General features: G+C 71.6%; 18 protein-coding genes. 11 read left to right on the top strand and 7 right to left on the bottom strand.

The features are described 5' to 3' along the window. Positions 1 to 13: 13 nt before the first annotated feature. The 3 genes from G9272_RS17340 to G9272_RS17350 all read left to right on the top strand — a co-directional run bounded on the left by G9272_RS17340 (position 14) and on the right by G9272_RS17350 (position 3,993). Entirely contained in the window at positions 14 to 2,383 is a 2,370-nt protein-coding gene (locus G9272_RS17340) for a glycosyltransferase family 39 protein (protein WP_171397430.1), read from the top strand. A 210-nt stretch (positions 2,384 to 2,593) separates the two neighbouring features. Further along, positions 2,594 to 3,397, top strand: a complete 804-nt coding sequence (locus G9272_RS17345) for an endonuclease I family protein (protein WP_171397431.1) — start codon at positions 2,594 to 2,596, stop codon at positions 3,395 to 3,397. Positions 3,398 to 3,639: 242 nt separating this feature from the next. Then, positions 3,640 to 3,993, top strand: a complete 354-nt coding sequence (locus G9272_RS17350; protein ID WP_171397432.1) for a peptidase inhibitor family I36 protein — start codon at positions 3,640 to 3,642, stop codon at positions 3,991 to 3,993. Positions 3,994 to 3,996: 3 nt separating this feature from the next. Here the strand turns inward: G9272_RS17350 and G9272_RS17355 are convergent, their stop codons facing one another. Genes G9272_RS17355 through G9272_RS17370 form a run of 4 tightly spaced genes read right to left on the bottom strand, consistent with a single transcriptional unit; the run spans position 3,997 to position 8,861 of the window. Continuing rightward, the gene (locus tag G9272_RS17355) at positions 3,997 to 4,656 is read right to left on the bottom strand and encodes a DinB family protein (protein WP_171397433.1); all 660 of its coding nucleotides are present in this window, start codon (positions 4,654 to 4,656) and stop codon (positions 3,997 to 3,999) included. 25 nt (positions 4,657 to 4,681) lie between these two features. Beyond that, complete coding sequence (locus tag G9272_RS17360; protein WP_171397434.1) at positions 4,682 to 6,376, bottom strand: thiamine pyrophosphate-binding protein; 1,695 nt, start codon at positions 6,374 to 6,376, stop codon at positions 4,682 to 4,684. Beyond that, complete coding sequence (gene speB / locus G9272_RS17365) at positions 6,373 to 7,341, bottom strand: agmatinase (RefSeq protein WP_054240122.1); 969 nt, start codon at positions 7,339 to 7,341, stop codon at positions 6,373 to 6,375. Before speB ends, G9272_RS17360 begins: the two co-directional genes overlap by 4 nt. A gap of 56 nt (positions 7,342 to 7,397) precedes the next feature. Further along, positions 7,398 to 8,861 (bottom strand): sodium:solute symporter, encoded by a 1,464-nt coding sequence (locus tag G9272_RS17370; RefSeq protein WP_171397435.1) that lies wholly within the window; start codon positions 8,859 to 8,861, stop codon positions 7,398 to 7,400. 117 nt (positions 8,862 to 8,978) lie between these two features. Here G9272_RS17370 and G9272_RS17375 point away from each other — a divergent pair, with 117 nt between their 5' ends. After that, entirely contained in the window at positions 8,979 to 10,451 is a 1,473-nt protein-coding gene (locus G9272_RS17375) for a PucR family transcriptional regulator (RefSeq protein WP_171397436.1), read from the top strand. Between the two features lie 66 nt (positions 10,452 to 10,517). Continuing rightward, positions 10,518 to 11,309, top strand: a complete 792-nt coding sequence (locus tag G9272_RS17380) for a phosphatase (RefSeq protein WP_171397437.1) — start codon at positions 10,518 to 10,520, stop codon at positions 11,307 to 11,309. Between the two features lie 56 nt (positions 11,310 to 11,365). Here the strand turns inward: G9272_RS17380 and G9272_RS17385 are convergent, their stop codons facing one another. The 3 genes from G9272_RS17385 to G9272_RS17395 form a co-directional block, all read right to left on the bottom strand. Next, positions 11,366 to 12,238: an acyl-CoA thioesterase gene (locus G9272_RS17385; RefSeq protein WP_171397438.1), complete on the bottom strand. Its 873-nt coding sequence runs from the start codon at positions 12,236 to 12,238 to the stop codon at positions 11,366 to 11,368. Positions 12,239 to 12,274: 36 nt separating this feature from the next. Beyond that, positions 12,275 to 13,432: an acyl-CoA dehydrogenase family protein gene (locus G9272_RS17390; protein ID WP_171397439.1), complete on the bottom strand. Its 1,158-nt coding sequence runs from the start codon at positions 13,430 to 13,432 to the stop codon at positions 12,275 to 12,277. Positions 13,433 to 13,597: 165 nt separating this feature from the next. After that, complete coding sequence (locus G9272_RS17395) at positions 13,598 to 14,191, bottom strand: SACE_7040 family transcriptional regulator (protein ID WP_171397440.1); 594 nt, start codon at positions 14,189 to 14,191, stop codon at positions 13,598 to 13,600. 96 nt (positions 14,192 to 14,287) lie between these two features. Between G9272_RS17395 and G9272_RS17400 the strand changes: the two genes are divergently transcribed. From G9272_RS17400 to G9272_RS17425, 6 genes are all read left to right on the top strand, one after another. Beyond that, positions 14,288 to 15,904 (top strand): carboxyl transferase domain-containing protein, encoded by a 1,617-nt coding sequence (locus G9272_RS17400; RefSeq protein ID WP_171397441.1) that lies wholly within the window; start codon positions 14,288 to 14,290, stop codon positions 15,902 to 15,904. A gap of 14 nt (positions 15,905 to 15,918) precedes the next feature. After that, a complete protein-coding gene (locus tag G9272_RS17405) occupies positions 15,919 to 17,946 on the top strand; it encodes an acetyl/propionyl/methylcrotonyl-CoA carboxylase subunit alpha (RefSeq protein ID WP_171402036.1) in 2,028 nt (675 codons plus the stop codon). An 8-nt stretch (positions 17,947 to 17,954) separates the two neighbouring features. Then, positions 17,955 to 18,890, top strand: a complete 936-nt coding sequence (locus G9272_RS17410; RefSeq protein ID WP_171402037.1) for a hydroxymethylglutaryl-CoA lyase — start codon at positions 17,955 to 17,957, stop codon at positions 18,888 to 18,890. Between the two features lie 6 nt (positions 18,891 to 18,896). Then, on the top strand, positions 18,897 to 20,057 hold the full coding sequence (locus G9272_RS17415) for an acyl-CoA dehydrogenase family protein (RefSeq protein ID WP_171397442.1): 1,161 nt from the start codon (positions 18,897 to 18,899) through the stop codon (positions 20,055 to 20,057). 398 nt (positions 20,058 to 20,455) lie between these two features. Further along, a complete protein-coding gene (locus G9272_RS17420; protein WP_171397443.1) occupies positions 20,456 to 21,505 on the top strand; it encodes an ABC transporter substrate-binding protein in 1,050 nt (349 codons plus the stop codon). Between the two features lie 109 nt (positions 21,506 to 21,614). Continuing rightward, positions 21,615 to 22,436, top strand: coding sequence for a siderophore-interacting protein (locus tag G9272_RS17425; protein ID WP_171397444.1), 822 nt, complete (start codon positions 21,615 to 21,617; stop codon positions 22,434 to 22,436). Positions 22,437 to 22,489 lie beyond the last annotated feature (53 nt).

A 22,489-nucleotide genomic window follows, 5' to 3' on the forward strand; every position in this document is an offset into this window, starting at 1 on the left:
CAGCATGCGCAGGGTGACATCTGCCACCGATCCACTCCCCCACCCGCCCGTGCCCCCCGCCGTGTCCCCGGACCGGTCACCGCCGACGACCTCCGATACGGCCCCCGCGGCACCCCCGCCGGACAGGGCGCCGCGCTGGTCGCTGCCCGCGCTGATCGCGATCATGATCCTGGCGGGCGTGCTGTACTCCTGGAACCTGTCCGGGTCGAGCCTCAACAGCTTCTACAGCTCCGCGATCTACAGCGGTACGCAGAGCTGGAAGGCGTGGTTCTTCGGCTCGCTGGACGCCGGGAACTTCATCACCGTCGACAAGCCGCCGTTCGCGCTCATGATCATGGGCCTGTCCTGCCGGATCTTCGGGTTCGGCACCTGGCAGATGATGCTGCCGGAGGTAGCGGCGGCGCTGGGCACGATCTGGATCCTGCACTCCTCGGTGAAGCGGGTCTTCGGACACGCGGCCGCCGCCGTCGCGGCCCTCGTGCTCGCGCTGACGCCGATCACCGTCGCCATCAACCGCGACAACAACCCCGACACCGTCCTCGTCCTGCTGATGGTGGCCGGCGCGGCCCTCGCCCTGCGCGCCACGCGCGACGACCGGCTGCTGCCGCTCCTCGGCTCCGCGGTCTGCTTCGGGCTCGCCTTCAACACCAAGATGCTCCAGGGATACATCGCCCTGCCGGCCGTCTTCGCCGTGTACCTGTACGCGTCGAGGCTGGGCTGGAAGAAGAAGGCCGTGAACCTGGCGCTGGCCGCCGTGGCACTGGCCGTCGCCAGCTTCTGGTGGGCTACGGCCGTGTCCCTGGTGCCCGCCGACGACCGGCCGTACATCGGCGGTTCGACCGACGGCAGCGCCTGGGACCTGATCATGGGCTACAACGGCCTGGGCCGGGTCCTCGGCGGCGAGGGCAACGGCGGGGGCGGCGGAGGCGGCGGCTCCTTCGCCGGCACCGCGGGCATCGGCCGGATGTTCAACGACGTCCTCGGCGGCCAGATCTCCTGGCTGATCCCCTTCGCGGCCATCGCGCTCGTCGCCGGCCTGGTGCTGCGCGGCCGGGCCCCGCGCACCGACCCCACCCGCGCCGCGCTGGTGCTGTGGGGCGGCTGGCTGGTGCTGCACTATCTGACCTTCGCCATGGCGGAGGGCACCATGCACCCGTACTACACGACCGCGCTCGCCCCGGGCATCGCGGCGCTGTGCGGGGGCGGCGGGGTCATGCTGTGGCGTGCCCTGCGCGGCGGTGACGCCCGCTGGTCGTGGGTGCTGCCCGTGGGGCTCGCGGTCACCGGCGTCTGGGCGATCGTGCTGCTGCGGCGCGCCACCGGCTGGAACACCTGGCTGTGGCCGGTCGTCGGCGCGGTCATGGTCCTCGCGATCGTGGGCCTGTTCGTCCTGCGGTCCGCGAGTTCCGGCACCAGGGTCCGGCTCCTCGGCGCGTCCGTCGCCGCGGCGATCGTGGCGGCCCTCGCCGGTCCGACGGCGTACGCCGCCTCGCCGGCCTTCGGTTCGTCCAGCGGCATGATGGGCGGCACCAACCCGACCGCGGGTCCGTCCACCGGTGGCGGCATGGGCGGTCCCGGTGGCGGCGGTGGCGGTGGCCGGGGCGGCTTCGGCGGCGGCAACGGCGGTCCCGGCGGCCAGGCACCCGGCGGCACGCAGCAGGGCGGCCAGGCGAGCGGCGAGTTCCCCGGCGGCGGCAACGGCCAGATGACACCGGGCGGCGGCGACGGCGAACTCCCGCAGGGCGGCGGCGCCCCGAGCGGAGCGCCGAGCGGCGGCCAGGGCGGCCAACAGGGCGGCACGAACGGGGAGATCCCCGGCGGCGGCCAGGGCGGCGGCGAGAGCGGCACGGCTCCGAGCGGCGGCACCGGTGGTGGCCCCGGCGGCGGTACGGGTGGCGGCGGGATGGGCGGTGGCGGCGGCATGGGCGGCGCCGACAGCGAGCTCATCTCCTACCTGGAGAAGCACCAGGACGGCGCCACCTGGCTGATCGCGGTCTCCAACTCGCAGAGCGCGGGCCAGATGATCCTCAGCAGCGGCAAGCCCGTCATCTCCATGTGGGGCTTCACCGGCAGCGACCAGGCGATGACCCTCGCCAAGCTCAAGGAGCTGGTGAAGAAGGGCGAGCTGCACTACATCCAGCTCGGCGGCGGCGGTATGGGCGGCAACAGCAGCCTGAACCAGGAGATCACCGCCTGGGTGCAGAAGAACGGCACGGCGGTGCCGGCGAGCGCCTACAGCTCGACGTCGAGCTCCGCGTCCGGCTCGGATTCCGCGTCCGCGTCCGGCTCGGAGACCTCCGGCTCGGACGCCTCGGGCACGGACACCTCGTCGCAGAGCAACCAGTCGACGATCTACCGACTGGACGCCTCGGACGTGAGCTGACCGGCACGGCCCAACGGTCCGGAACGGCCCCTGACATGACAGTCAGGGGCCGTTTCGTCGTGAGAAAGCGCGTTCAACTCGCGTAGACAAGGGGCAATTTGCCGGTTCCCGTCACCTGATAGACATGTCAGATTCATTGCCATGACCGCATGTGCATGTCACTCTCCCGATTGCCGCCTCCAATCAACCCGCGTAGATCGGACACCCCACATGCTGGCGACACGCATACGCCGATGGAAGTCGGTGGCGCTTGCCACCACTGCCGTCCTGGTCGGTCTCACCGCGCCCGCGCTCACCGCGACCCCCGCCGCGGCGACCACGACGGCCTACGACGCGACGTACTACAAGAACGCGGTCGGCAAGACGGGTACGAGCCTGAAGTCCTCGCTGCACACGATCATCAGCAGCCAGACGAAGATCTCGTACTCCGCGGTCTGGGACGCTCTGAAGGCCACCGACCAGGACCCGAACAACAGCAGCAACGTGATCCTGCTGTACAGCGGTGTCTCGCGCAGCAAGTCCCTCAACGGCGGTGACGTCGGCGACTGGAACCGCGAGCACACGTGGGCCAAGTCCCACGGCGACTTCGGCGAGGTGACCGGTCCGGGCACGGACCTGCACCACCTGCGCCCCGCGGACGTACAGGTCAACAGCATCCGCGGCAACCTGGACTTCGACAACGGCGGCAGCGCGGTCACCAACGGCGGCGGCAGCACCGTCGACTCCGACTCCTTCGCGCCGCGCGCCGCGGACCGGGGCGACGTGGCCCGCATGATCCTCTACATGGCCGTGCGCTACGAGGGTGACGACGGCTTCGCCAACCTGGAGCCCAACGAGAAGGTCGGCAACGGCAGCAACCCCTACATGGGCAAGCTCTCCGTCCTCAAGGCGTGGAACGAGGCGGACCCGCCGAGCGCCTTCGAGGAGAAGCGCAACCAGGTCATCTACGACACCTACCAGCACAACCGCAACCCGTTCATCGACCACCCGGAGTGGGTCGAGGCGATCTGGTAGCAGCTGGAGCGCGACCGCGGAGGGGCTGAACTTCCCTTGATGCCAAGGGGGTTCGGCCCCTTTCGGCGTTCACGGGCACCATCCCGCCCAAGGGGCTGGTGTGTTGCATCACCGGTTCCCTCACACGGGTGAAGTCGATCTCCGTCCCGGGCATGTCGTCGCGACCGGGCGAAAGCATGAAGGCCGCCTCGGCAGATCCGCCGGGGCGATCGCGATCCCGACTCCCTTTCCCGGAGACCTTCATGAAGCTTCGCGCCTGGTCCTTCGCCGCCGCTCTCGCTCTGACCGCCCTCGCCCTGCCCGCCCAGAGTGCCTCGGCGGCGGCAGCGGCGCCGTCCTGTCCCGACGGATCGATCTGTTTCTACAGCGGCGAGAACTTCCGCGGCAGCAGCTGGGAGTGGACCGCCCGCAGCGGCTACCGCGACATGCCGCCCGCCCTCCACGACCACGTGGGTTCCTTCGTCTCCGGTACCCGTGCCTGTTTCATCAACTGGGGCCCGGTGGAGAAGCGGAACGTCTTCAACGCCGACTACCGCTCGCGCTACCTGGGCGACTTCGGCGGCCGGATCGACGCCGTGGGCCCGGGCGCCTGCTGAGCCCTACCGCTCGCCCTCGCCGCGGGGAGCGCCGTACCAACGCCACCGGGTGAGACGCGCGTGACCCGGGAGCTCTCCCCGGCCGGTGGCCCACAGCAGGGTGGGCCACCGGTCGGTGCCGGTCGGGGCGTCCGGGAAGAGCCTCGCCAGCACCCGGTCGCACAGGTCGGTGTCCGGCTCCCACCGGAGACCGAGCCCCTCGGCGACGTCGTACAGATGCACCAGCGTCTCGACGACCCCCATGGCGGCGAACCCCTCGGGGTCGGAGACCCCGAAGACGTGATGCGACCTGACGCTCGCCGGCGTCGTACGCACCATGGCGGTCAGCAGCGCCCCGCAGGCCTCCAGCACCTGCGCGAGTCCGGCCGCCCCGGCCGCCCGGTCCGCGAAGACGACGTTCGCCGGCGCACCGGGCCGCTCCGCGCACCACACGAAGGGCACCTCGGTGTCCGACGGCCCGCCCCGCGGGCCCAGTTGGGCGGCGTAGGCGAACAGGTCGTCGGCCAGATGCTCGACGGTCTCCCAGCAACTCCAGTCCAGGGAACCGGCCTTGGCGTCCCAGTCGGCCGCCTCGGCCCCGCGCAGGGCGGCCACCGCCGACCGGACCGCCTCCTGCACGTCGTCGGCGGTGACGGGGCCGGGTGATCGATCTGCTTCAGACATGGCGGGACCGTATCAACGGTCTTCTCTAGGTGAGGTGCGTGGGCGCGAACATCCGCAGCACCGCCGGGAGGAGGACCACCGAGGGACCGGGCGTGGACAAGGCCTTCGTCAGGTCCGCCTCCAGGGTCTGCGGAGACGTCCGCACCCCCGGGACCCCGAAGGACTCCGCCAGGGCCACGTAGTCCGGGCAGGTCAGTTCGGTGGCCGTGGGCTCGCCGAAGGCGTCGGTCATGTACTCGCGCAGGATGCCGTAACCGCCGTCGTCGACGATCAGCCAGGTGACGTTCAGGTCGTACTGCCTGGCCGTCGCCAGCTCCGCGATCGAATACAGGGCGCCGCCGTCGCCGGACACGGCCAGCACCGGGCGGGTCGGGTCGGCCGCCGCCGCGCCCAGCGCCGCCGGGAAGCCGTAGCCCAGACCGCCCGCGCCCTGGGCCGAGTGCATGTGGTTGGGGCCCTTCGCGTCGAAGGCCGACCAGGCCCAGTAGGCGAGGATCGTCATGTCCCAGAAGGACGGGGAGTCGGCCGGCAGTGCCTTGCGGACGGACGCCAACACCTCCTGCTCCAGGGTGAGTTCCTGGGCGGCGATGCGGTCGGCGACCTTCGTGAGGACCTCACGGACGCGCTCGGCGGCCTCCGGCCGGGCCCGCTCCGCCACCGGCTCCACCGTCTCGAGCAGCGCCTGCAACGCCAGTCGGGCGTCCGCGTGGATGCCGAGCGCCGGATGGTTCGACTCCAGCTTCCCCAGGTCCGCCTCGATCTGGATGACCCGGCCCCGCGGCTTGAACGTGTGGTAGTTGGAGGAGAGTTCGCCGAGCCCGGAGCCGACGACCAGGAGTACGTCCGCGTCCTCGAGGAAGTCCGTGGTGTGGCGGTCCTCGATCCAGGACTGGAGCGAGAGGGGGTGCGTCCAGGGGAACGCCCCCTTGCCGCCGGGCGTGGTGACCACCGGGGCCCGCAAGAGCTCCGCCAGCTGCCTCAGCTTGCCCGAGGCGTCCGACCGTACGACCCCGCCGCCCGCGATGATCGCCGGACGGGCCGCCTTCGACAGCAGGTCGGCTGCCACGGCGGTCAGTTCGGGGCGCGGCGGCAGCTCTTCGGGGAAGGCGTCGCCGCCGGTCACCACCGGGATCAGCGTCTGCGCCAGGAGCACGTCCTGCGGGATCTCCACCCACACCGGGCCGTGCGGCACGGTCAGCGCGGACTTCCAGGCCGCCTCGATCGCGGACGGGATCTGGGACTGGGTGCGGACGGTGTGGACCGACTTCACCACACCACGGAACGAGGCCGCCTGGTCGGGCAGTTCGTGCAGATAGCCGTGGCGGCCGCCGCCCAGACCGGCCGTCGGGATCTGGCTGCTGATCGCCAGCACCGGCGCCGAGGCGGCCGCCGCCTCCTGGAGCGCCGCGAGCGAGGTCAGCGCGCCCGGGCCCGTCGACAGCAGCAGCGGGGCCGCCTCGCCGGTGATCCGGCCGTACGCGTCCGCCGCGAACCCCGCGTTGTTCTCCACCCGCAGGCCGATGTACCGCAGCGAGGAGCGGCGCAGCGCGTCGAACATGCCGAGCGCGTGCTGGCCGGGCAGGCCGAAGACGGTGGTCGCGCCGAGCCCGGCCAGGGTCTCCACGACCAGGTCTCCGCCGTTGCGGCCGGCGGGAGGGTTCAGTGCAGCGGCGATCTGCGCCTGAGTCGGCCGGAGCACCAGGTCGTGGTCGTGAGTCACTTCGCGCGAGCCTCGGCAATCTGTCGGGACATGATCGTGGTCAGTTCGTACGCCGTGTGGGACGCGGCCACCGACGTGATCTCCGCGTGATCGTACGCGGGGGCCACCTCGACGACGTCGGCCGAGACCAGGTTGCAGGAGGCCAGGCCGCGCAGGATCTCCAGGAGTTCGCGCGAGGTCATGCCGCCCGCCTCCGGGGTCCCGGTGCCGGGGGCGTGCGCCGGGTCGAGGCAGTCGATGTCGATGGAGATGTAGAGGGGGCGGTCGCCGATGCGCTGACGCAGCTGGTCGGCGACCTCGTCGGCGCCGCGCCGGTACACGTCCGCCGAGGTGACGATGCCGAAGCCGAGCTTCTCGTCGTCGGTCAGGTCCTGCTTGCCGTACAGCGGGCCGCGGGTGCCGACGTGGGAGAGGGCCTCGGTGTCGAGGATGCCCTCCTCCACGGCCCGGCGGAACGGCGTGCCGTGGGTGTACTCCGCGCCGAAGTACGTGTCCCAGGTGTCGAGGTGCGCGTCGAAGTGGAGCAGGGCCACGGGTCCGTGCTTCTTCGCGACCGAGCGCAGCAGCGGCAGCGCGATGGTGTGGTCGCCGCCCAGGGTCATCAGGCGGGCTCCGGTGCCGAGCAGGTCGTCGGCCGCCGCCTCGATCGTCTCCACGGCCTCGTGGATGTTGAACGGGTTCACCGCGATGTCGCCGCCGTCCGCCACCTGGGCGAGGGCGAAGGGGGAGGCGTCCTGCGCCGGGTTGTACGGCCGCAGCAGCCGGGACGCCTCGCGGATCGCGTTGCCGCCGAAGCGGGCGCCCGGCCGGTACGAGACGCCCGAGTCGAACGGCACGCCCACCACGGCGACGTCGGCGCGGCCGACCTCGTCGAGGCGGGGCAGCCGGGCGAAGGTCGCGGGGCCGGCGTACCGCGGGACGCGGGAGGAGTCGACGGGGCCGCGGGGCGTCTCGTTGCCACTCATGATCAAATGCTCTCTTTCTTACGCTTCATCGCGTATGTACTACTTCTCGTACGACTCTACTGGGACACCGGGACGGGGGAGGTTCCGGCTGTCTCGGGGGTCCGCCCGGCCAGTCGCTCACGCCAGGCGGCCAGCACGGCGGGGTCGGTGGCCGGGGTCGCCAGGGAGACCGCGAGGTAGGCGGCCAGGGAGGCGAGGAGGCCGTAGTAGACCGGCTCGTTGGCGAGGATGCCGTAGCCGGCCATCAGGCCGATCACCGCGACGCCGCCGACCACGACGGAGGCGAGGGCGCCCTGGACCGTGCCGCGCTTCCAGAGCAGCCCGCCGAGGATGGGGACCAGCAGTCCGCCGACGAGCAGGTTGTACGCCACCGTCAGCGCCTCGACGACGTTGTTCAGGGCGATCGCCGTGACGATCACCGCGACGCCCATCACAAGGATGAACAGGCGGTTGCCCCTGACCTCGTCGCGCTCCTCGCCGTCGGCGCCGGCGACGCCCCGCAGCCGCGACCAGATGTCGTTGTTGGCGACGGTCGCGCAGGCGATCAGCGCGCCCGACGAGGTCGACATCACCGCGGCGAGCGCGGCGGCCAGCACCAGTCCCCGCACGCCGACCGGGAGTTCGTCCTTCACGATCGTCGCGAAGGCGGCGTCCGCGGAGGCGAGGTTCGGGTAGAGCACCTTGGCCGCCGTGCCGATGACGGCGCCGGCGAGGGCGTACACCAGACAGTAGGTACCCGCCACCGTGCCGCCCCACTTCGCCGTGCGGTCGCCGCGGGCGGTGAACACGCGCTGCCAGATGTCCTGGCCGATGAGCATGCCGAAGGTGTAGATCAGCACATAGGTGAAGATCGTCTCGCCGCCGATGCCCAGCGGGTCGAAGTAGCCGGTCGGCAGCTTCGCCTTCATCTCGCTGAAGCCGCCCGCCTTGACGACCGCGATCGGCAGCAGCAGGAGCAGCACGCCGATCGTCTTCACCACGAACTGCACCATGTCGGTGAGGGTGATCGACCACATGCCGCCGAGCGTCGAGTACGCGACGACGATCGAGCCGCCGAGGATGATCGCGACGGTCCTGTTCATGTCGAAGAGGACGTCGAAGATGGTGGCGTACGCGATGGTCGACGTCACGGCGAGCATCAGGGTGTACGCCCACATGACCACGCCCGAGATCACACCGGCCCGGCCGCCGTAGCGCAGGTCCAGCATCTCGGAGACCGTGTAGACCTTGAGGCGGGCGATGCGGGCCGAGAAGAAGACGGAGAGGGCGAGCAGCCCCAGGCCGATGGTGAACACCATCCACGCGCCGGACAGCCCGTACTGGTATCCCAGACCCACGCCGCCGATGGTGGACGCGCCGCCGAGGACGATCGCCGCCATGGTGCCGGAGTACATGACGGGCCCGAGGCGACGCCCGGCGACGAGGAACTCGCTCTTCGAGCGGGCGCGGCGCATGCCCCACCAGCCCATGGCCAGCATGCCGGCCAGATAGACGACGATCACGGTGTAGTCGACGGCCATGGGGGCCCACCCTTCTCGATGGCTGAGGTGGTTCGGGAGTTGACCCTAGGTGGCCGAAAAGTGCCCTGGAAGTGTACGTTTCATCCACTCGATCCGCGCTCAGTGGAGGGAACGTCCATGGTGCCGGAGCCCGCCGTACCCCCCGCCGTACCCCCCACCCCACCGGTCCCCCTCGCCGCTCTGCTGGCCCGCGAGGACCTCGCCCTGCGGCAGATCGCCGGGCCCGCCGATCCCGGGATCGTGCTGCACGGGGCCCACACCTCGGAGATGGCCGACCCGTACCCGTATCTGCTGGGCGGCGAGCTGCTGCTGACGGCGGGCGTGCACATCCCGGAGGCGGCCGGGTCGGGGACGTACTTCGAGGACTATGTCTCGCGGATCGTCGCGGCGGGCGGCGCGGCGCTCGGGTTCGGGGTCGCGCCGGTGCACGACACCGTGCCGAGGGCGCTGGTCGCCGCCTGCGAGGCGTACGAGCTGCCGCTCCTGGAGGTGCCCCCGCAGACGACGTTCTCGGCCGTGGCCCGCGCGGTCTGGCAGCTGATGGAGCGGGCCCGCACCGCCGAGCTGCGCCGGGTGACGGAGGCCCAGCAGAGCCTCGCGGCCGCCGCCTCCCGCCCGGACCCGGTCCCGTCCGTCCTGCGCCAGCTCGCCCAGCGGGTCGGGGGGCGAGCGGTGCTGTACGGGCCGGAGGGCACGGAGATCGCGGCGGCGGGACAGACGTCCGCGGACGCCCCCCTCGCCGGGCTCGCCCGGCTCCTCCTCTCCCGCGCCTCCGCCACCGCCAGCGACACCACCCCCGACGGGACCCACCTCGCCGCCTACGCGCTCGGGGCCGGCCGGGGGTTCGTGCTCGGGGTGGCGGCGCCCCGGCGTGACCCCGGGGACCACACCATCGCCTCCGTCGCCGCCGTCCTGCTCTCCCTCCTCACCGGCGAGCACCAGAGCGGCTCGGGAGCGGCCCGCTCGTCGGCGCTCGTACGGCTGCTGCTGGGGGCCGCGCCCGCCGAGGTGGCCCCGCTGCTGGGGGGCGAGCGGTGGCTCGTCGTGCACGCCCGGCCGGACGCGCAGGCTCCCGACCCGGTGGCGGCCTCCGCGCTCGGCGCCGGCCTCGGATCACCGCTGGTCGACCTCGCGCCCGGCGTCGTGCGGGTGCTCGTCCCGGCCGGCGGCGCGCCGCAGCCGCAGCCGGGCTGGACCCTCGGCGTCAGCGCGGACGCGGCCCCCGCCGACTGGCCCGCCGCCGACGCGCAGGCGGCCCGTGCGCTGGCCCGGGCCCGCGCCACCCGCACGGCACTCGTCCGCCACGGCTCCGGGGCCGGGCTGCTGGACCTGGTGCCCGACGACGAGGCCCGGTCCCACGCCCGGGCGCTCCTCGCCCCGATCAAGGCGAGTGCCGCGAGCGCCGCGCTCCTCGAGACCCTGCGCACCTGGCTCTCCCTGCACGGCAGTTGGGACCGTACGGCGGTGGCCCTGGCCGTGCACCGCAACACCGTGCGGCAGCGGATCGCCCGCTGCGCCGCCCTGTTGGGGACGGACCTGGACGATCCGGACGTCCGAATGGAACTGTGGTTCTCCCTGAAACAACAGTGAGTGACGCGTGTCCCAGCGTCCGGAACAGCACAGACGCGCACAGCCCGCTGCCTCACAATGGAAAACATGCCGATACCCGGGACGCCCAGCCGCGCCGAACTCGTCGACCACCTCGTCAGAACCCGTATCGCCGGGGACGTCGCCACGCCCCGCGAGAACAACCTCTCCCACTACCGCCAGCTCGCGAACGGGGTCCGCAACTTCTGGCTCGGTCTGGAACTCGGCGACCGCTGGACCGACGAGCAGGACGTGCTCGCGGTGATGGCGGAGCGGGTGGGCGTGAACGACGATCCCGAGTACCGCTACGGCCAGGACACCATCGACCCCGAGCTGACGGTCGACGGCCTCGACCGGCTCGCGGCCCGGCTGCGCAAGGCGGCCGAAGGACAGCAGCGGGTCCTCTTCGCCACCGGCCATCCGGGCGGTCTCCTCGACGTGCACCGCGCCACCGCCGCCGCCCTGCGCGCGGCCGGCTGCGAGATCGTCGTCATCCCGGAGGGGCTCCAGACGGACGAGGGGTACGTCTGGCAGCTGGCCGACGTGGCGGTCCTCGAACACGGCGCCACGCTCTGGCACACCCACTCGGGCGAGCCGATGAAGGCCATCCTCACCGCACTCGAACGCGAGGGCCGGCCGCTGCCCGACCTGGTCGTCGCCGACCACGGCTGGGCGGGCTACGCCGGGCAGCACGGCGTCGACTCCGTCGGTTACGCCGACTGCAACGACCCGGCGCTGTTCATCGCCGAGTCGGAGGGCACCGTCCAGGTGGCGGTCCCCCTCGACGACCACGTCGTCAGCCCGCGTCACTACGACGTGATGACGGCGTATCTGCTGGCGGCGGCGGGGCTGACCGACTAGGCGCGGGAGAAGTCCCCCCGGAGGGGCGCCGCACGCGCGTGTGCGGCGCCGTGTGCTCAGTCGCCCCGGGGGGCGCGGACCACACCCTCCTGGATCACCGAGACGGCGAGCCGACCGTCCTGGGTGTAGATGCGGGCCTGGCCGAGGCCCCGGCCGCCGTGCGCGGACGGCGACTCCTGGTCGTAGAGGAGCCACTCGTCGGCGCGGAACGGACGGTGGAACCACATCGCGTGGTCCAGGGACGCTCCCACCACGTCACCGACCGCCCAGCCGCCGCGCCCGTGCGCGAGGAGGATCGAGTCGAGGAGCGTCATGTCGGAGACGTAGGTGGCGAGGACGACGTGCAGGAGCGGGTCGTCGGCCAGCTTGCCGTTGGCGCGGAACCAGACCTGGGAGTGCGGCTCGCGCGGTGCGCCGTACTGGCCGTACGGCGGCTCGTCGACATAGCGCAGGTCGACCGCCTCGCGGGCCTCGAGGAACTTCTCGACGACCTCGGGGGCGAGGTGGGCGTAGCCGCGCAGCCGTTCCTCGGAGGTGGGCAGGGTGGCCGGGTCCGGGGCGGGCGGCATGGGGGCCTGGTGGTCGAAGCCCTCCTCGTACCGCTGGAAGGAGGCGGACAGCGCGAAGATCGGCTGTCCGTGCTGGACGGCGACGACGCGGCGCGCGGTGAAGGACCGGCCGTCGTTCATCCGGTCGACCGTGTAGACGATGGGCGCGCCCGGGTCGCCCATGCGCAGGAAGTACGCGTGCAGCGAGTGGGCGAGCCGGTCCTCGGGGACCGTCCGCCCGGCGGCGACCAGCGCCTGCGCCGCGACCTGCCCGCCGAAGACGCGCGGGACGACGGCGGAGCGGGACCGGCCGCGGAAGATGTTCTCCTCGATCTGCTCGAGATCGAGCAGATCGAGGAGATCCTGTAGTGCCTGGCTCATGGCATCTAGTTGTAGCGGCCCGTGGTTGCGGGCTGCTTACAGACCCATGTCCTTCGCGATGATCGACTTCATGATCTCGCTGGTGCCGCCGTAGATGCGGTTGACGCGGTTGTCCGCGTACAGGCGGGCGATCGGGTACTCGTTCATGAAGCCGTAGCCGCCGTGCAGCTGGAGGCAGCGGTCGATCACCCGGTGGGCGACCTCGGTGCAGAACAGCTTGGCGCTGGCGGCCTCGGCCGGGGTCAGCTCGCCCGCGTCCAGGGCCTCCGTGGCGCGGTCGGCGACGGCCTCGGCCGCGTCCACCTCGGCCTGGCAGGCGGCCAGCTCGAACTTGGTGTTCTGGAAGTGCGCGACCGGCTTGCCGAAGACCACGCGCTCCTGCACGTACTGCTTGGCGAACCGGACGGCGGCCTTGGCCTGGGCGTACGCGCCGTAGGCGATGCCCCAGCGCTCGGAGGCGAGGTTGTGGCCGAGGTAGTAGAAGCCCTTGTTCTCCTCGCCGAGCAGGTCCTCGACGGGCACCTTGACGTCGACGAACGCCAGCTCGGCGGTGTCGGAGGTCTTCAGGCCGAGCTTGTCCAGCTTGCGGCCGACCGAGTAGCCCTCGGCCTTGGTGTCCACCACGAAGAGGGAGATGCCGTGGCGGCGGTCCTCGGCGGTGGGCGCGGAGGTACGGGCGCAGACGATCATGCGGTCGGCGTGCACGCCACCGGTGATGAAGGTCTTGGAGCCGTTGAGGACGTAGTGCGTGCCGTCCTCGGAGAGCTTGGCGGTGCTCTTCATGCCCGCGAGGTCGGAGCCGGTGCCCGGCTCGGTCATCGCGATCGCCCACATCTCCTCGCCGGAGACGAACTTCGGCAGGAAGCGCTTCTTCTGCTCGTCGGTGGCGAGCAGCTTGAGGTACGGCAGACCGAGCAGCACGTGCACACCGGAGCCGCCGAAGGAGACACCCGCACGGGCGGTCTCCTCGTACAGCACGGCCTCGAACTTGTACGAGTCGATGCCGGCGCCGCCGTACTCCTCGTCGACGCGGATGCCGAAGACGCCGAGCTCGGCGAGCTTGTAGTAGAAGTCGCGCGGCGCCTGGCCGGCCGCGAACCACTCGTCGTAGACGGGAACGACCTCGGCCTCGATGAAGGCCCGGAGGGTCTCCCGGAACGCCTCGTGATCCTCGTTGAACACCGTACGGCGCACCGCCGGCCCCTCTCTGCGCCTAAGCCGGCGCCGCTCTCGCGGATGTGGTTGCTCGCCGTCGGGGGCTCCATTGATGGCTGCGACCCCATGGCTAAGCGCTTGCTCAGAGAACAACCGTACCGGCGAGTACGAAGAGCGTCCAGGGTGGGGCGGGGGTAACGCTCGTCACTCCACGGCCGCCGCGAACGCCCCCCTGGCCATCCGGTGCAGCAGCAGCGCCGTGGCCGCGCGACCCGGCAGGGAACCCGGTCGGCCGAGGTGCGGGGTGGAGTTCAGCAGACCGAAGACGGAGTGCACCGCAGAGCGGGCGGTCGGCTCGGCGAGGCCCGGATACACGGCACGCAGGGCCTCCACCCACAGTTCGACGTACTGCCGCTGGAGCTGGCGGACCAGCTTGCGGTCGCTGTCACGGAGGCGGTCCAGCTCGCGGTCGTGCAGGGTGATCAGGGGACGGTCGTCGAGGGCGAAGTCGATGTGACCCTCGACGAGCGAGTCGAGGAACTCTTCGGGCGGCACGCCGTCGGCCTCCTGGAGGCGCCGCTTCGCACCGGTCAGCAGCCGGCCGCTGATGCCGACCAGCAGCTCGGCGAGCATCGCGTCCTTGCCCGGGAAGTGCCGGTAGAGCCCCGGCCCGCTGATGCCGACAGCGGCGCCTATCTCATCCACCCCGACACCGTGGAACCCGCGCTCGGCGAACAGCCGCGCGGCCTCCCTGAGGATCTGCTCGCGACGGGTGGGGGCGTCGGTTCTCGTGGCCATGAAGGCAATTCTAGACAGGGAGGTTAGCGGTCGTTAACCTGAAGGAAATGGTTAACGCTCATTAACAGTCGATCACTGGGTGAGGGGACCGCAAGGATGGAGCAGGCACCGGAGCTGACGAGCGCGGCAGACCCCGCGTCGGAGGCCTGGCGGGCCAACGAGGCGGCGCACCGCGCACTCGTCGACGAGCTGCGCGGCAAGCTGGCCGCGGCCCGGCTGGGGGGTGGGGAGAAGGCGAGGGCGCGCCACACCGCGCGCGGGAAGCTGTTGCCCCGGGACCGGGTCGACACCCTCCTGGACCCGGGTTCGCCCTTCCTGGAGCTCGCCCCCCTCGCCGCCGACGGCATGTACGAGGGGCAGGCCCCGGCGGCCGGGGTCATCGCCGGGATCGGACGGGTCGGCGGGCGCGCGTGCGTGATCGTCGCCAATGACGCCACCGTCAAGGGCGGCACGTACTACCCGATGACGGTGAAGAAGCATCTGCGGGCCCAGGAGGTCGCCCTCGAGAACCGGCTGCCCTGCCTGTATCTCGTGGACTCGGGCGGGGCCTTCCTGCCCATGCAGGACGAGGTGTTCCCGGACCGGGAGCACTTCGGGCGGATCTTCTACAACCAGGCCCGGATGTCCGGGGCCGGGATCCCGCAGATCGCCGCGGTGCTGGGCTCGTGCACGGCCGGCGGGGCCTACGTCCCGGCCATGAGCGACGAGGCCGTCATCGTCCGCGGCCAGGGCACGATCTTCCTGGGCGGGCCCCCGCTGGTGAAGGCCGCCACCGGCGAGGTCGTCACCGCGGAGGAGCTGGGCGGCGGCGAGGTGCACGCGCGGGTGTCCGGCGTGACCGACCACCTCGCGGAGGACGACGCGCACGCGCTGCGCATCGTCCGGAACATCGTCGCCACGCTCCCCGCGCGCGGGCCCCTGCCCTGGGAGGTGCGGCCGTCCGTCGAACCCAAGGTCGACCCCTACGGGCTGTACGGCGCGGTGCCCGTCGACTCCCGCACCCCCTACGACGCGCGCGAGGTCATCGCGCGCGTGGTCGACGGCTCCCGCTTCGCGGAGTTCAAGGCCGAGTTCGGGCAGACCCTGGTCACCGGCTTCGCCCGGATCCACGGCCACCCGGTCGGCATCGTCGCCAACAACGGCATCCTGTTCTCCGAGTCCGCCCAGAAGGGCGCCCACTTCATCGAGCTGTGCGACCAGCGCGGGATCCCGCTGGTGTTCCTCCAGAACATCTCCGGGTTCATGGTCGGCCGGGACTACGAGGCCGGCGGCATCGCCAAGCACGGCGCCAAGATGGTGACGGCCGTGGCGTGCACGCGCGTGCCGAAGCTGACGGTCGTCGTCGGCGGGTCGTACGGCGCCGGGAACTACTCCATGTGCGGCCGGGCCTACTCGCCCCGCTTCCTGTGGATGTGGCCGGGCGCCAAGATCTCCGTCATGGGCGGCGAGCAGGCCGCCTCCGTCCTCGCGACCGTCAAGCGGGACCAGCTGGAGGCGCGGGGCCAGGAGTGGCCCGCGGACGAGGAAGAGGCCTTCAAGGCCCCGGTCCGGCAGCAGTACGAGCGCCAGGGCAACGCCTACTACGCCACCGCCCGACTCTGGGACGACGGCGTCATCGACCCGCTGGAGACCCGGCAGGTACTGGGCCTCGCCCTGACCGCCTGTGCCCATGCGCCGCTGGGTGACCCCCAGTTCGGCGTCTTCCGGATGTGAGGAGGGGAGCAATGATGTTCGACACCGTGCTTGTGGCCAACCGGGGCGAGATCGCCGTCCGCGTCATCCGCACCCTGCGCGCGCTGGGCGTGCGCTCGGTGGCCGTCTTCTCCGACGCCGACGCGGACGCCCGGCACGTCCGGGAGGCGGACACGGCCGTACGCATCGGTCCCGCGCCGGCGGCCGAGAGCTATCTGTCCGTGGAGCGGCTGCTGGCGGCGGCCGCCCGCACCGGCGCCCAGGCGGTCCACCCCGGCTACGGCTTCCTCGCGGAGAACGCCGGCTTCGCGCGCGCCTGCGCCGACGCCGGCCTGGTCTTCATCGGGCCGCCCGCGGACGCCATCTCCCTGATGGGCGACAAGATCCGGGCCAAGGAGACCGTGCAGGCGGCCGGGGTGCCGGTGGTGCCCGGGTCCAGCGGCAGCGGACTCACCGACGCCGAACTCGCCGACGCGGCCCGGGAGATCGGCACCCCCGTCCTGCTCAAGCCGTCGGCCGGCGGCGGCGGCAAGGGCATGCGCCTGGTGCGGGACCTGGCCGTGCTGGACGAGGAGATCGCCGCCGCCCGCCGCGAGGCCCGCGCCTCCTTCGGGGACGACACGCTCCTCGTCGAGCGGTGGGTGGACCGGCCCCGGCACATCGAGATCCAGGTGCTGGCCGACGGCCACGGGAACGTGGTGCACCTGGGCGAGCGCGAGTGCTCCCTCCAGCGCCGGCACCAGAAGATCGTCGAGGAGGCGCCCTCCGTCCTGCTGGACGAGAAGACCCGCGCGGCCATGGGCGAGGCGGCGGTCCAGGCGGCGCGTTCGTGCGGGTACCGGGGCGCGGGCACGGTGGAGTTCATCGTGCCGGGCAACGACCCGTCCTCGTACTACTTCATGGAGATGAACACCCGCCTCCAGGTGGAGCACCCGGTCACCGAACTGGTCACCGGCCTGGACCTGGTGGAGTGGCAGCTGCGGGTCGCGGCCGGTGAGCCGCTGTCCTTCGGCCAGGACGACGTCCGGCTGACCGGGCACGCGGTCGAGGCGCGGATCTGCGCCGAGGACCCCGCGCGCGGGTTCCTGCCCTCCGGCGGGACGGTGCTCCGGCTGCGCGAACCCCAGGGCGACGGCGTACGCACCGACTCCGGGCTGAGCGAGGGCACCGAGGTCGGCAGCCTCTACGACCCGATGCTGTCCAAGGTGATCGCCTACGGACCGGACCGGGAGACCGCGCTGCGCAAGCTCCGGGCGGCCCTCGCGGAGACGGTCACGCTGGGCGTGCAGACCAACGCCGGGTTCCTGCGGCGGCTGCTGGCCCATCCGGCTGTGGTGGCAGGCGAGTTGGACACGGGCCTCGTGGAGCGGGAGGCCGCGACGCTCGTCGCGGCCGACGTACCGCAGGACGTCTACGCGGCGGCGGCGCTGCTGCGCCAGGCCGCACTCACCCCCGTGCCCGGGACGGGCTGGGTGGACCCCTTCGCCGTCGCGGACGGCTGGCGGCTGGGCGGCGAGCCCGCCTGGACGGCACACCACCTGCATGTGCCGGGACACGACCCGGTGACCGTCCGGGTGCGCGGCACGGCGGGCGGCACGACCGAGGTGCTGCCGGACGGGGCGGACACCCCGCTGCGGGGTGCCGGGGGCCCGCTCCCGGCACCGGGAGCGGATCCCCGGTTCACCTGCCGGCTCGACGGCGTCGCACAGTCCTTCGCCGCGCTGCCGGACGGCACCTGGCTCGGCCGGGACGGCGACGCCTGGAACGTGCGCGATCACGATCCGGTCGCCGACTCCCTCTCCCGAGGGGCTCACGCGGGCGCCGACTCGCTCACCGCGCCCATGCCCGGCACGGTCACGGTGGTGAAGGTCGCCGTCGGCGACGAGGTGACCGCGGGCCAGAGCCTGCTGGTCGTCGAGGCGATGAAGATGGAGCACGTCATCTCCGCCCCGCACGCCGGCACGGTCGCCGAACTGGACGTGACGCCGGGCACGACGGTCGCCATGGACCAGGTGCTGGCCGTCATCGCACCGGCAGAGGCAGAGGCACAGGAGGACCAGTGACACTTCCCATGGCCGTACCGGCCGAGGGCCTTCCCGCGCGGGTGCGCATCCACGAGGTGGGCCCGCGCGACGGCCTCCAGAACGAGAAGTCGACCGTGCCGACGGCTGTCAAGGCCGAGTTCGTCCACCGCCTCGCCGACGCGGGCCTCACCACCATCGAGGCCACCAGCTTCGTCCACCCCGGGTGGGTGCCCCAACTCGCCGACGCCGAGGAGCTGTTCCCGCGCGTGAGCGGCCTCGAGGTGGCGCTCCCGGTGCTGGTGCCGAACGAGCGCGGGCTGGACCGCGCCCTCTCCCTGGGCGCCCGCCGGGTCGCCGTCTTCGCCAGCGCCACCGAGTCCTTCGCCAAGGCCAACCTCAACCGCTCGGTGGACGAAGTGCTGGCGATGTCCGAGCCGGTGGTGGCCCGGGCCAAGGCGCAGGGCGTGCATGTGCGCGGCTACCTCTCCATGTGCTTCGGCGACCCTTGGGAGGGCGCGGTCCCGGTCGACCAGGTCGTCCGGGTCTGCCGGGCCCTGCTCGACCTGGGCTGCGACGAACTGAGCCTGGGCGACACGATCGGCGTGGCCACCCCGGGTCACGTCCGGGCCCTGCTGACCGCGCTGAACGAACAGGGCGTGCCCACGGACGCGCTGGGCGTGCACTTCCACGACACGTACGGCCAGGCGCTCGCCAACACCCTCGCCGCACTCCAGCACGGCGTCACCACCGTCGACGCCTCGGCGGGCGGTCTCGGCGGCTGCCCGTACGCCAAGTCCGCCACCGGCAATCTCGCCACCGAAGACCTGGTGTGGATGCTGCGGGGCCTCGGCATCGACACCGGGGTGGACCTCGGCCGTCTCGTCGCCACAAGCGAGTGGATGGCCGGCCGACTGGGCCGACCCAGCCCTTCCCGCACCGTCCGAGCACTCGGCACAACGACACAGTCCCACAAGGAGCAGTGACCCGAAATGGACCACCGTCTCTCTCCCGAACTGGAAGAACTCCGGCGCACTGTCGAGGAGTTCTCGCACGACGTGGTCGCGCCCAAGATCGGTGACTTCTACGAGCGGCACGAGTTCCCGTACGAGATCGTCCGCGAGATGGGCCGCATGGGCCTGTTCGGGCTGCCGTTCCCCGAGGAGCACGGCGGCATGGGCGGCGACTACCTCGCCCTCGGCATCGTGCTGGAGGAACTCGCGCGCGTCGACTCGTCCGTGGCGATCACCCTGGAGGCGGGCGTCTCGCTGGGCGCCATGCCGATCCATCTCTTCGGGACGCCGGAGCAGAAGCGGGAGTGGCTGCCGCGGCTGTGCTCCGGCGAGATCCTGGGCGCCTTCGGGCTGACCGAGCCGGACGGCGGCTCCGACGCGGGCGCGACGCGTACGACGGCCCGGCTCGACCCCGAGACGGACGAGTGGGTGATCAACGGCACCAAGTGCTTCATCACCAACTCGGGCACGGACATCACGGGGCTGGTCACGGTCACGGCGGTGACCGGCCGCAAGCCGGACGGCCGGCCGCTGATCTCGGCCATCATCGTCCCGTCCGGCACACCGGGCTTCACGGTCGCGAGCCCGTACTCGAAGGTCGGCTGGAACGCCTCCGACACCCGTGAGTTGTCCTTCTCGGACGTGCGTGTCCCGGCGGCGAACCTGCTGGGCGAGGAGGGCCGCGGGTACGCGCAGTTCCTGCGGATCCTCGACGAGGGGCGGATCGCCATCGCGGCGCTGGCGACCGGCCTCGCGCAGGGCTGTGTGGACGAGTCGGTGAAGTACGCGAAGGAACGGCACGCGTTCGGCCGTCCGATCGGCGCCAACCAGGCCATCCAGTTCAAGATCGCCGACATGGAGATGAAGGCCCACACGGCCCGCCTCGCCTGGCGGGACGCGGCCTCACGGCTGGTGGCCGGGGACCCCTTCAAGAAGGAGGCGGCCCTCGCCAAGCTCTACTCGTCGACGATCGCCGTCGACAACGCCCGCGACGCCACCCAGGTGCACGGCGGCTACGGCTTCATGAACGAGTACCCGGTGGCCCGGATGTGGCGCGACTCCAAGATCTTGGAGATCGGGGAGGGCACGAGCGAGGTGCAACGGATGCTGATCGCCCGCGAGTTGGGGCTGCCCGGCTGAGCCCGGACGGGCCCGGCCGGGCCCGGGGGCGCGGCGCCCTGCGGTGGCCGCGGTGACGCGTTCGCACGATGACCGGAAGTCGACCTGACATCGCGGGTCCGCTGCGCGCAGGAGGTCGTCGTACCGCTCGATTCGGGCCGGTACGGCGGCCTCCCAGGCATGCCCTGAGGCCGTCCGATCGCTCTTCACATCCTCGGAGCAAGCAGCAACTCCAGGCCCGAATCAGTCTCCTGACATCCCGTACACCTTTGATCCACAGGACGGGCACAGGAAACGGGCATGCGTCGACGTGGGCGTTCCACAACCTGGAACCACCCTCTGGACACGAGCTGAGGTTAGGCTAACCTACGTTCGAACCGTCCTCGGGTGATCCGCCCCGTCCGAAAGTAGCCAGAGACATGCCCAACGCCAGAGCCGCTCGTCCCACCCGCCGTGGCATCCTCGCCGTCGGTGGCGCCCTGGGCCTCGGTGCCGCCCTCGCCGCCTGCGGGGACGACGACGCGAGCAGCAGTGGCTCCAAGTCGTCGGCGAGCGCCTCGGCCAAGTCCGGTCCCTGGACCTTCAAGGACGACCGCGGCACCACGGTGAAGCTCGACAAGATACCCACGAACATCGTCGCCTTCACCGGCGTCGGCGCCGCCCTGTACGACTACGGCATCCAGGTCAAGGGCGTCTTCGGCCCGACCAAGACCGCCGCGGGCAAGGCCGACGTCCAGGCCGGCGACATGGACATCAGCAAGGTGACGATCCTCGGCAACGTCTGGGACGAGTTCAACGTCGAGAAGTACGCGGCCCTCGCGCCCGAGGTGCTCATCTCCACGATGTTCGACAACGCCGGCACCCTCTGGTACGTCCCCGAGGCCTCCAAGGACAAGATCGCCAAGCTCGCCCCGAGCGTCGGCGTCTCCGTCTACGACCGTCAGCTGACCGCTCCGCTCCAGCGCATGTGGGAGCTGGCCGAGTCGCTCGGCGCCGACATGACGGCGGCCGCGGTCACCGACGCCAAGAAGAAGTTCGAGGACGCGGCCGCCCGGCTGCGCGCCGCCGCGAAGGCCAAGCCCGAGATCAAGGTGCTGGCCGGTTCCGCGAGCGAGGCGCTCTTCTACGTCTCCGGCACCAACCTCTCCATCGACCTGGAGTACTTCAAGGCCCTCGGCGTGAACTTCGTCGAGCCGCCGGAGAGCGCGAAGGCGGAGGGTGGCGGCTGGTACGAGTCGCTGAGCTGGGAGAACGTCGACAAGTACGCGGCCGACATCATCATGATGGACGACCGTTCCTCGACCATCCAGCCGGCCGACATCGCCGAGGCGACCTGGAAGAAGCTGCCCGCGGTGAAGGCCGGTCAGGTCATCGCGCGGTCGCCGGAGCCGATTCTCTCCTACGCGAAGTGCGTGCCGCTGCTGGAGAACCTCGCCGAGGCGCTCGAGAACGCGAAGAAGGTTGCCTGAGAAGGCTGACTTCATGTCGTGGGTGAGCTGCGGGTCCGGCTGTGGCCGGTCGCGCAGTTCCCCGCGCCCCTAGGTAGGCAATCTCCTCCTACGTTTCCAGGAGCACCCCGTGACCACCGCCGTTGTCGCGCCATTCCGGTTCTTCTCGCTTCAGGTCGTGCGGGCCCGGCGGGTCGGGTCGTCGCTCGTCCGGGTCACGTTCACCGGGCAGGATCTCGAGCACTTCTTCTCCGACGGGCACGACCAGTCGCTGTCACTGTTCCTGCCTCAGCCGGGTCAGAGCGAGCCGCAGGTGCCTTTCGAGCTCGGGGACGGCTGGTGGCAGGCGTGGCGTGAACTGCCGGACGACGTGCGGGCGGTGATGCGGTCGTACACGCTCCGGGCCCTTCGCCGGGACGCGCTCGGGCGCACCATCGAGATCGACATCGACTTCGTGCTGCACACCCCGGCCGGGCCCGCCTCCGCGTGGGCCTCGGATGCCGGTGCCGGGGACCGGGTCGTCCTGCTGGGCCCGGCTCTGGCCGACAACCGGGCGATCCGGTTCCGGCCGCCCGGCGACACCGACCTGATCGTGCTGTGGGGTGACGAGAGCGCCCTGCCGGCCGTCGCGTCGATCCTGGAGTCCCTGCCGGCCGGACAGCGCGTCCGGGTCTGGCTGGAGGCGCACGACGTCGGGAACGTGCGGGAGTTGGCGACCGCGGCGGACGCCGAGATCACCTGGGTGGTCGGGGAGAGTTCCGTGGACGCCCTCCGGGAGGCCCGGCTCCCGGCCGCCGAGCACCCGTACGTCTGGATCGCGGGCGAGTCGGGGTGTGTGAGGGCGTTGCGCCGCCACTTCGTCCAGGAGCGCGGGATCGACCGGCGCCGGATCACCTTCGTCGGATACTGGCGCCAGGGCATGAACGAGGAACAGCTCCGGGCGTCGGAATAGCCACCACCCGTGCCCCCGCAGGCAGTTGCGCGGGGGCATCGACGTGATCACAG

This window comes from Streptomyces asoensis, from assembly GCF_013085465.1.
Taxonomy (GTDB): domain Bacteria; phylum Actinomycetota; class Actinomycetes; order Streptomycetales; family Streptomycetaceae; genus Streptomyces; species Streptomyces cacaoi_A.

Bases quoted from the DNA above. Each gene is read 5' to 3' on its own strand.
- G9272_RS17345 (WP_171397431.1), top strand. From the start codon at position 2,594: ATGCTGGCGACACGCATACGCCGATGGAAGTCGGTGGCGCTTGCCACC.
- G9272_RS17380 (WP_171397437.1), top strand. From the start codon at position 10,518: ATGCCGATACCCGGGACGCCCAGCCGCGCCGAACTCGTCGACCACCTC.
- G9272_RS17415 (WP_171397442.1), top strand. From the start codon at position 18,897: ATGGACCACCGTCTCTCTCCCGAACTGGAAGAACTCCGGCGCACTGTC.
- speB (WP_054240122.1), bottom strand. From the start codon at position 7,341: ATGAGTGGCAACGAGACGCCCCGCGGCCCCGTCGACTCCTCCCGCGTC.
- G9272_RS17420 (WP_171397443.1), top strand. From the start codon at position 20,456: ATGCCCAACGCCAGAGCCGCTCGTCCCACCCGCCGTGGCATCCTCGCC.
- G9272_RS17405 (WP_171402036.1), top strand. From the start codon at position 15,919: ATGTTCGACACCGTGCTTGTGGCCAACCGGGGCGAGATCGCCGTCCGC.
- G9272_RS17350 (WP_171397432.1), top strand. From the start codon at position 3,640: ATGAAGCTTCGCGCCTGGTCCTTCGCCGCCGCTCTCGCTCTGACCGCC.
- G9272_RS17400 (WP_171397441.1), top strand. From the start codon at position 14,288: ATGGAGCAGGCACCGGAGCTGACGAGCGCGGCAGACCCCGCGTCGGAG.
- G9272_RS17385 (WP_171397438.1), bottom strand. From the start codon at position 12,238: ATGAGCCAGGCACTACAGGATCTCCTCGATCTGCTCGATCTCGAGCAG.
- G9272_RS17370 (WP_171397435.1), bottom strand. From the start codon at position 8,861: ATGGCCGTCGACTACACCGTGATCGTCGTCTATCTGGCCGGCATGCTG.
- G9272_RS17375 (WP_171397436.1), top strand. From the start codon at position 8,979: ATGGTGCCGGAGCCCGCCGTACCCCCCGCCGTACCCCCCACCCCACCG.
- G9272_RS17355 (WP_171397433.1), bottom strand. From the start codon at position 4,656: ATGTCTGAAGCAGATCGATCACCCGGCCCCGTCACCGCCGACGACGTG.
- G9272_RS17395 (WP_171397440.1), bottom strand. From the start codon at position 14,191: ATGGCCACGAGAACCGACGCCCCCACCCGTCGCGAGCAGATCCTCAGG.
- G9272_RS17410 (WP_171402037.1), top strand. From the start codon at position 17,955: ATGGCCGTACCGGCCGAGGGCCTTCCCGCGCGGGTGCGCATCCACGAG.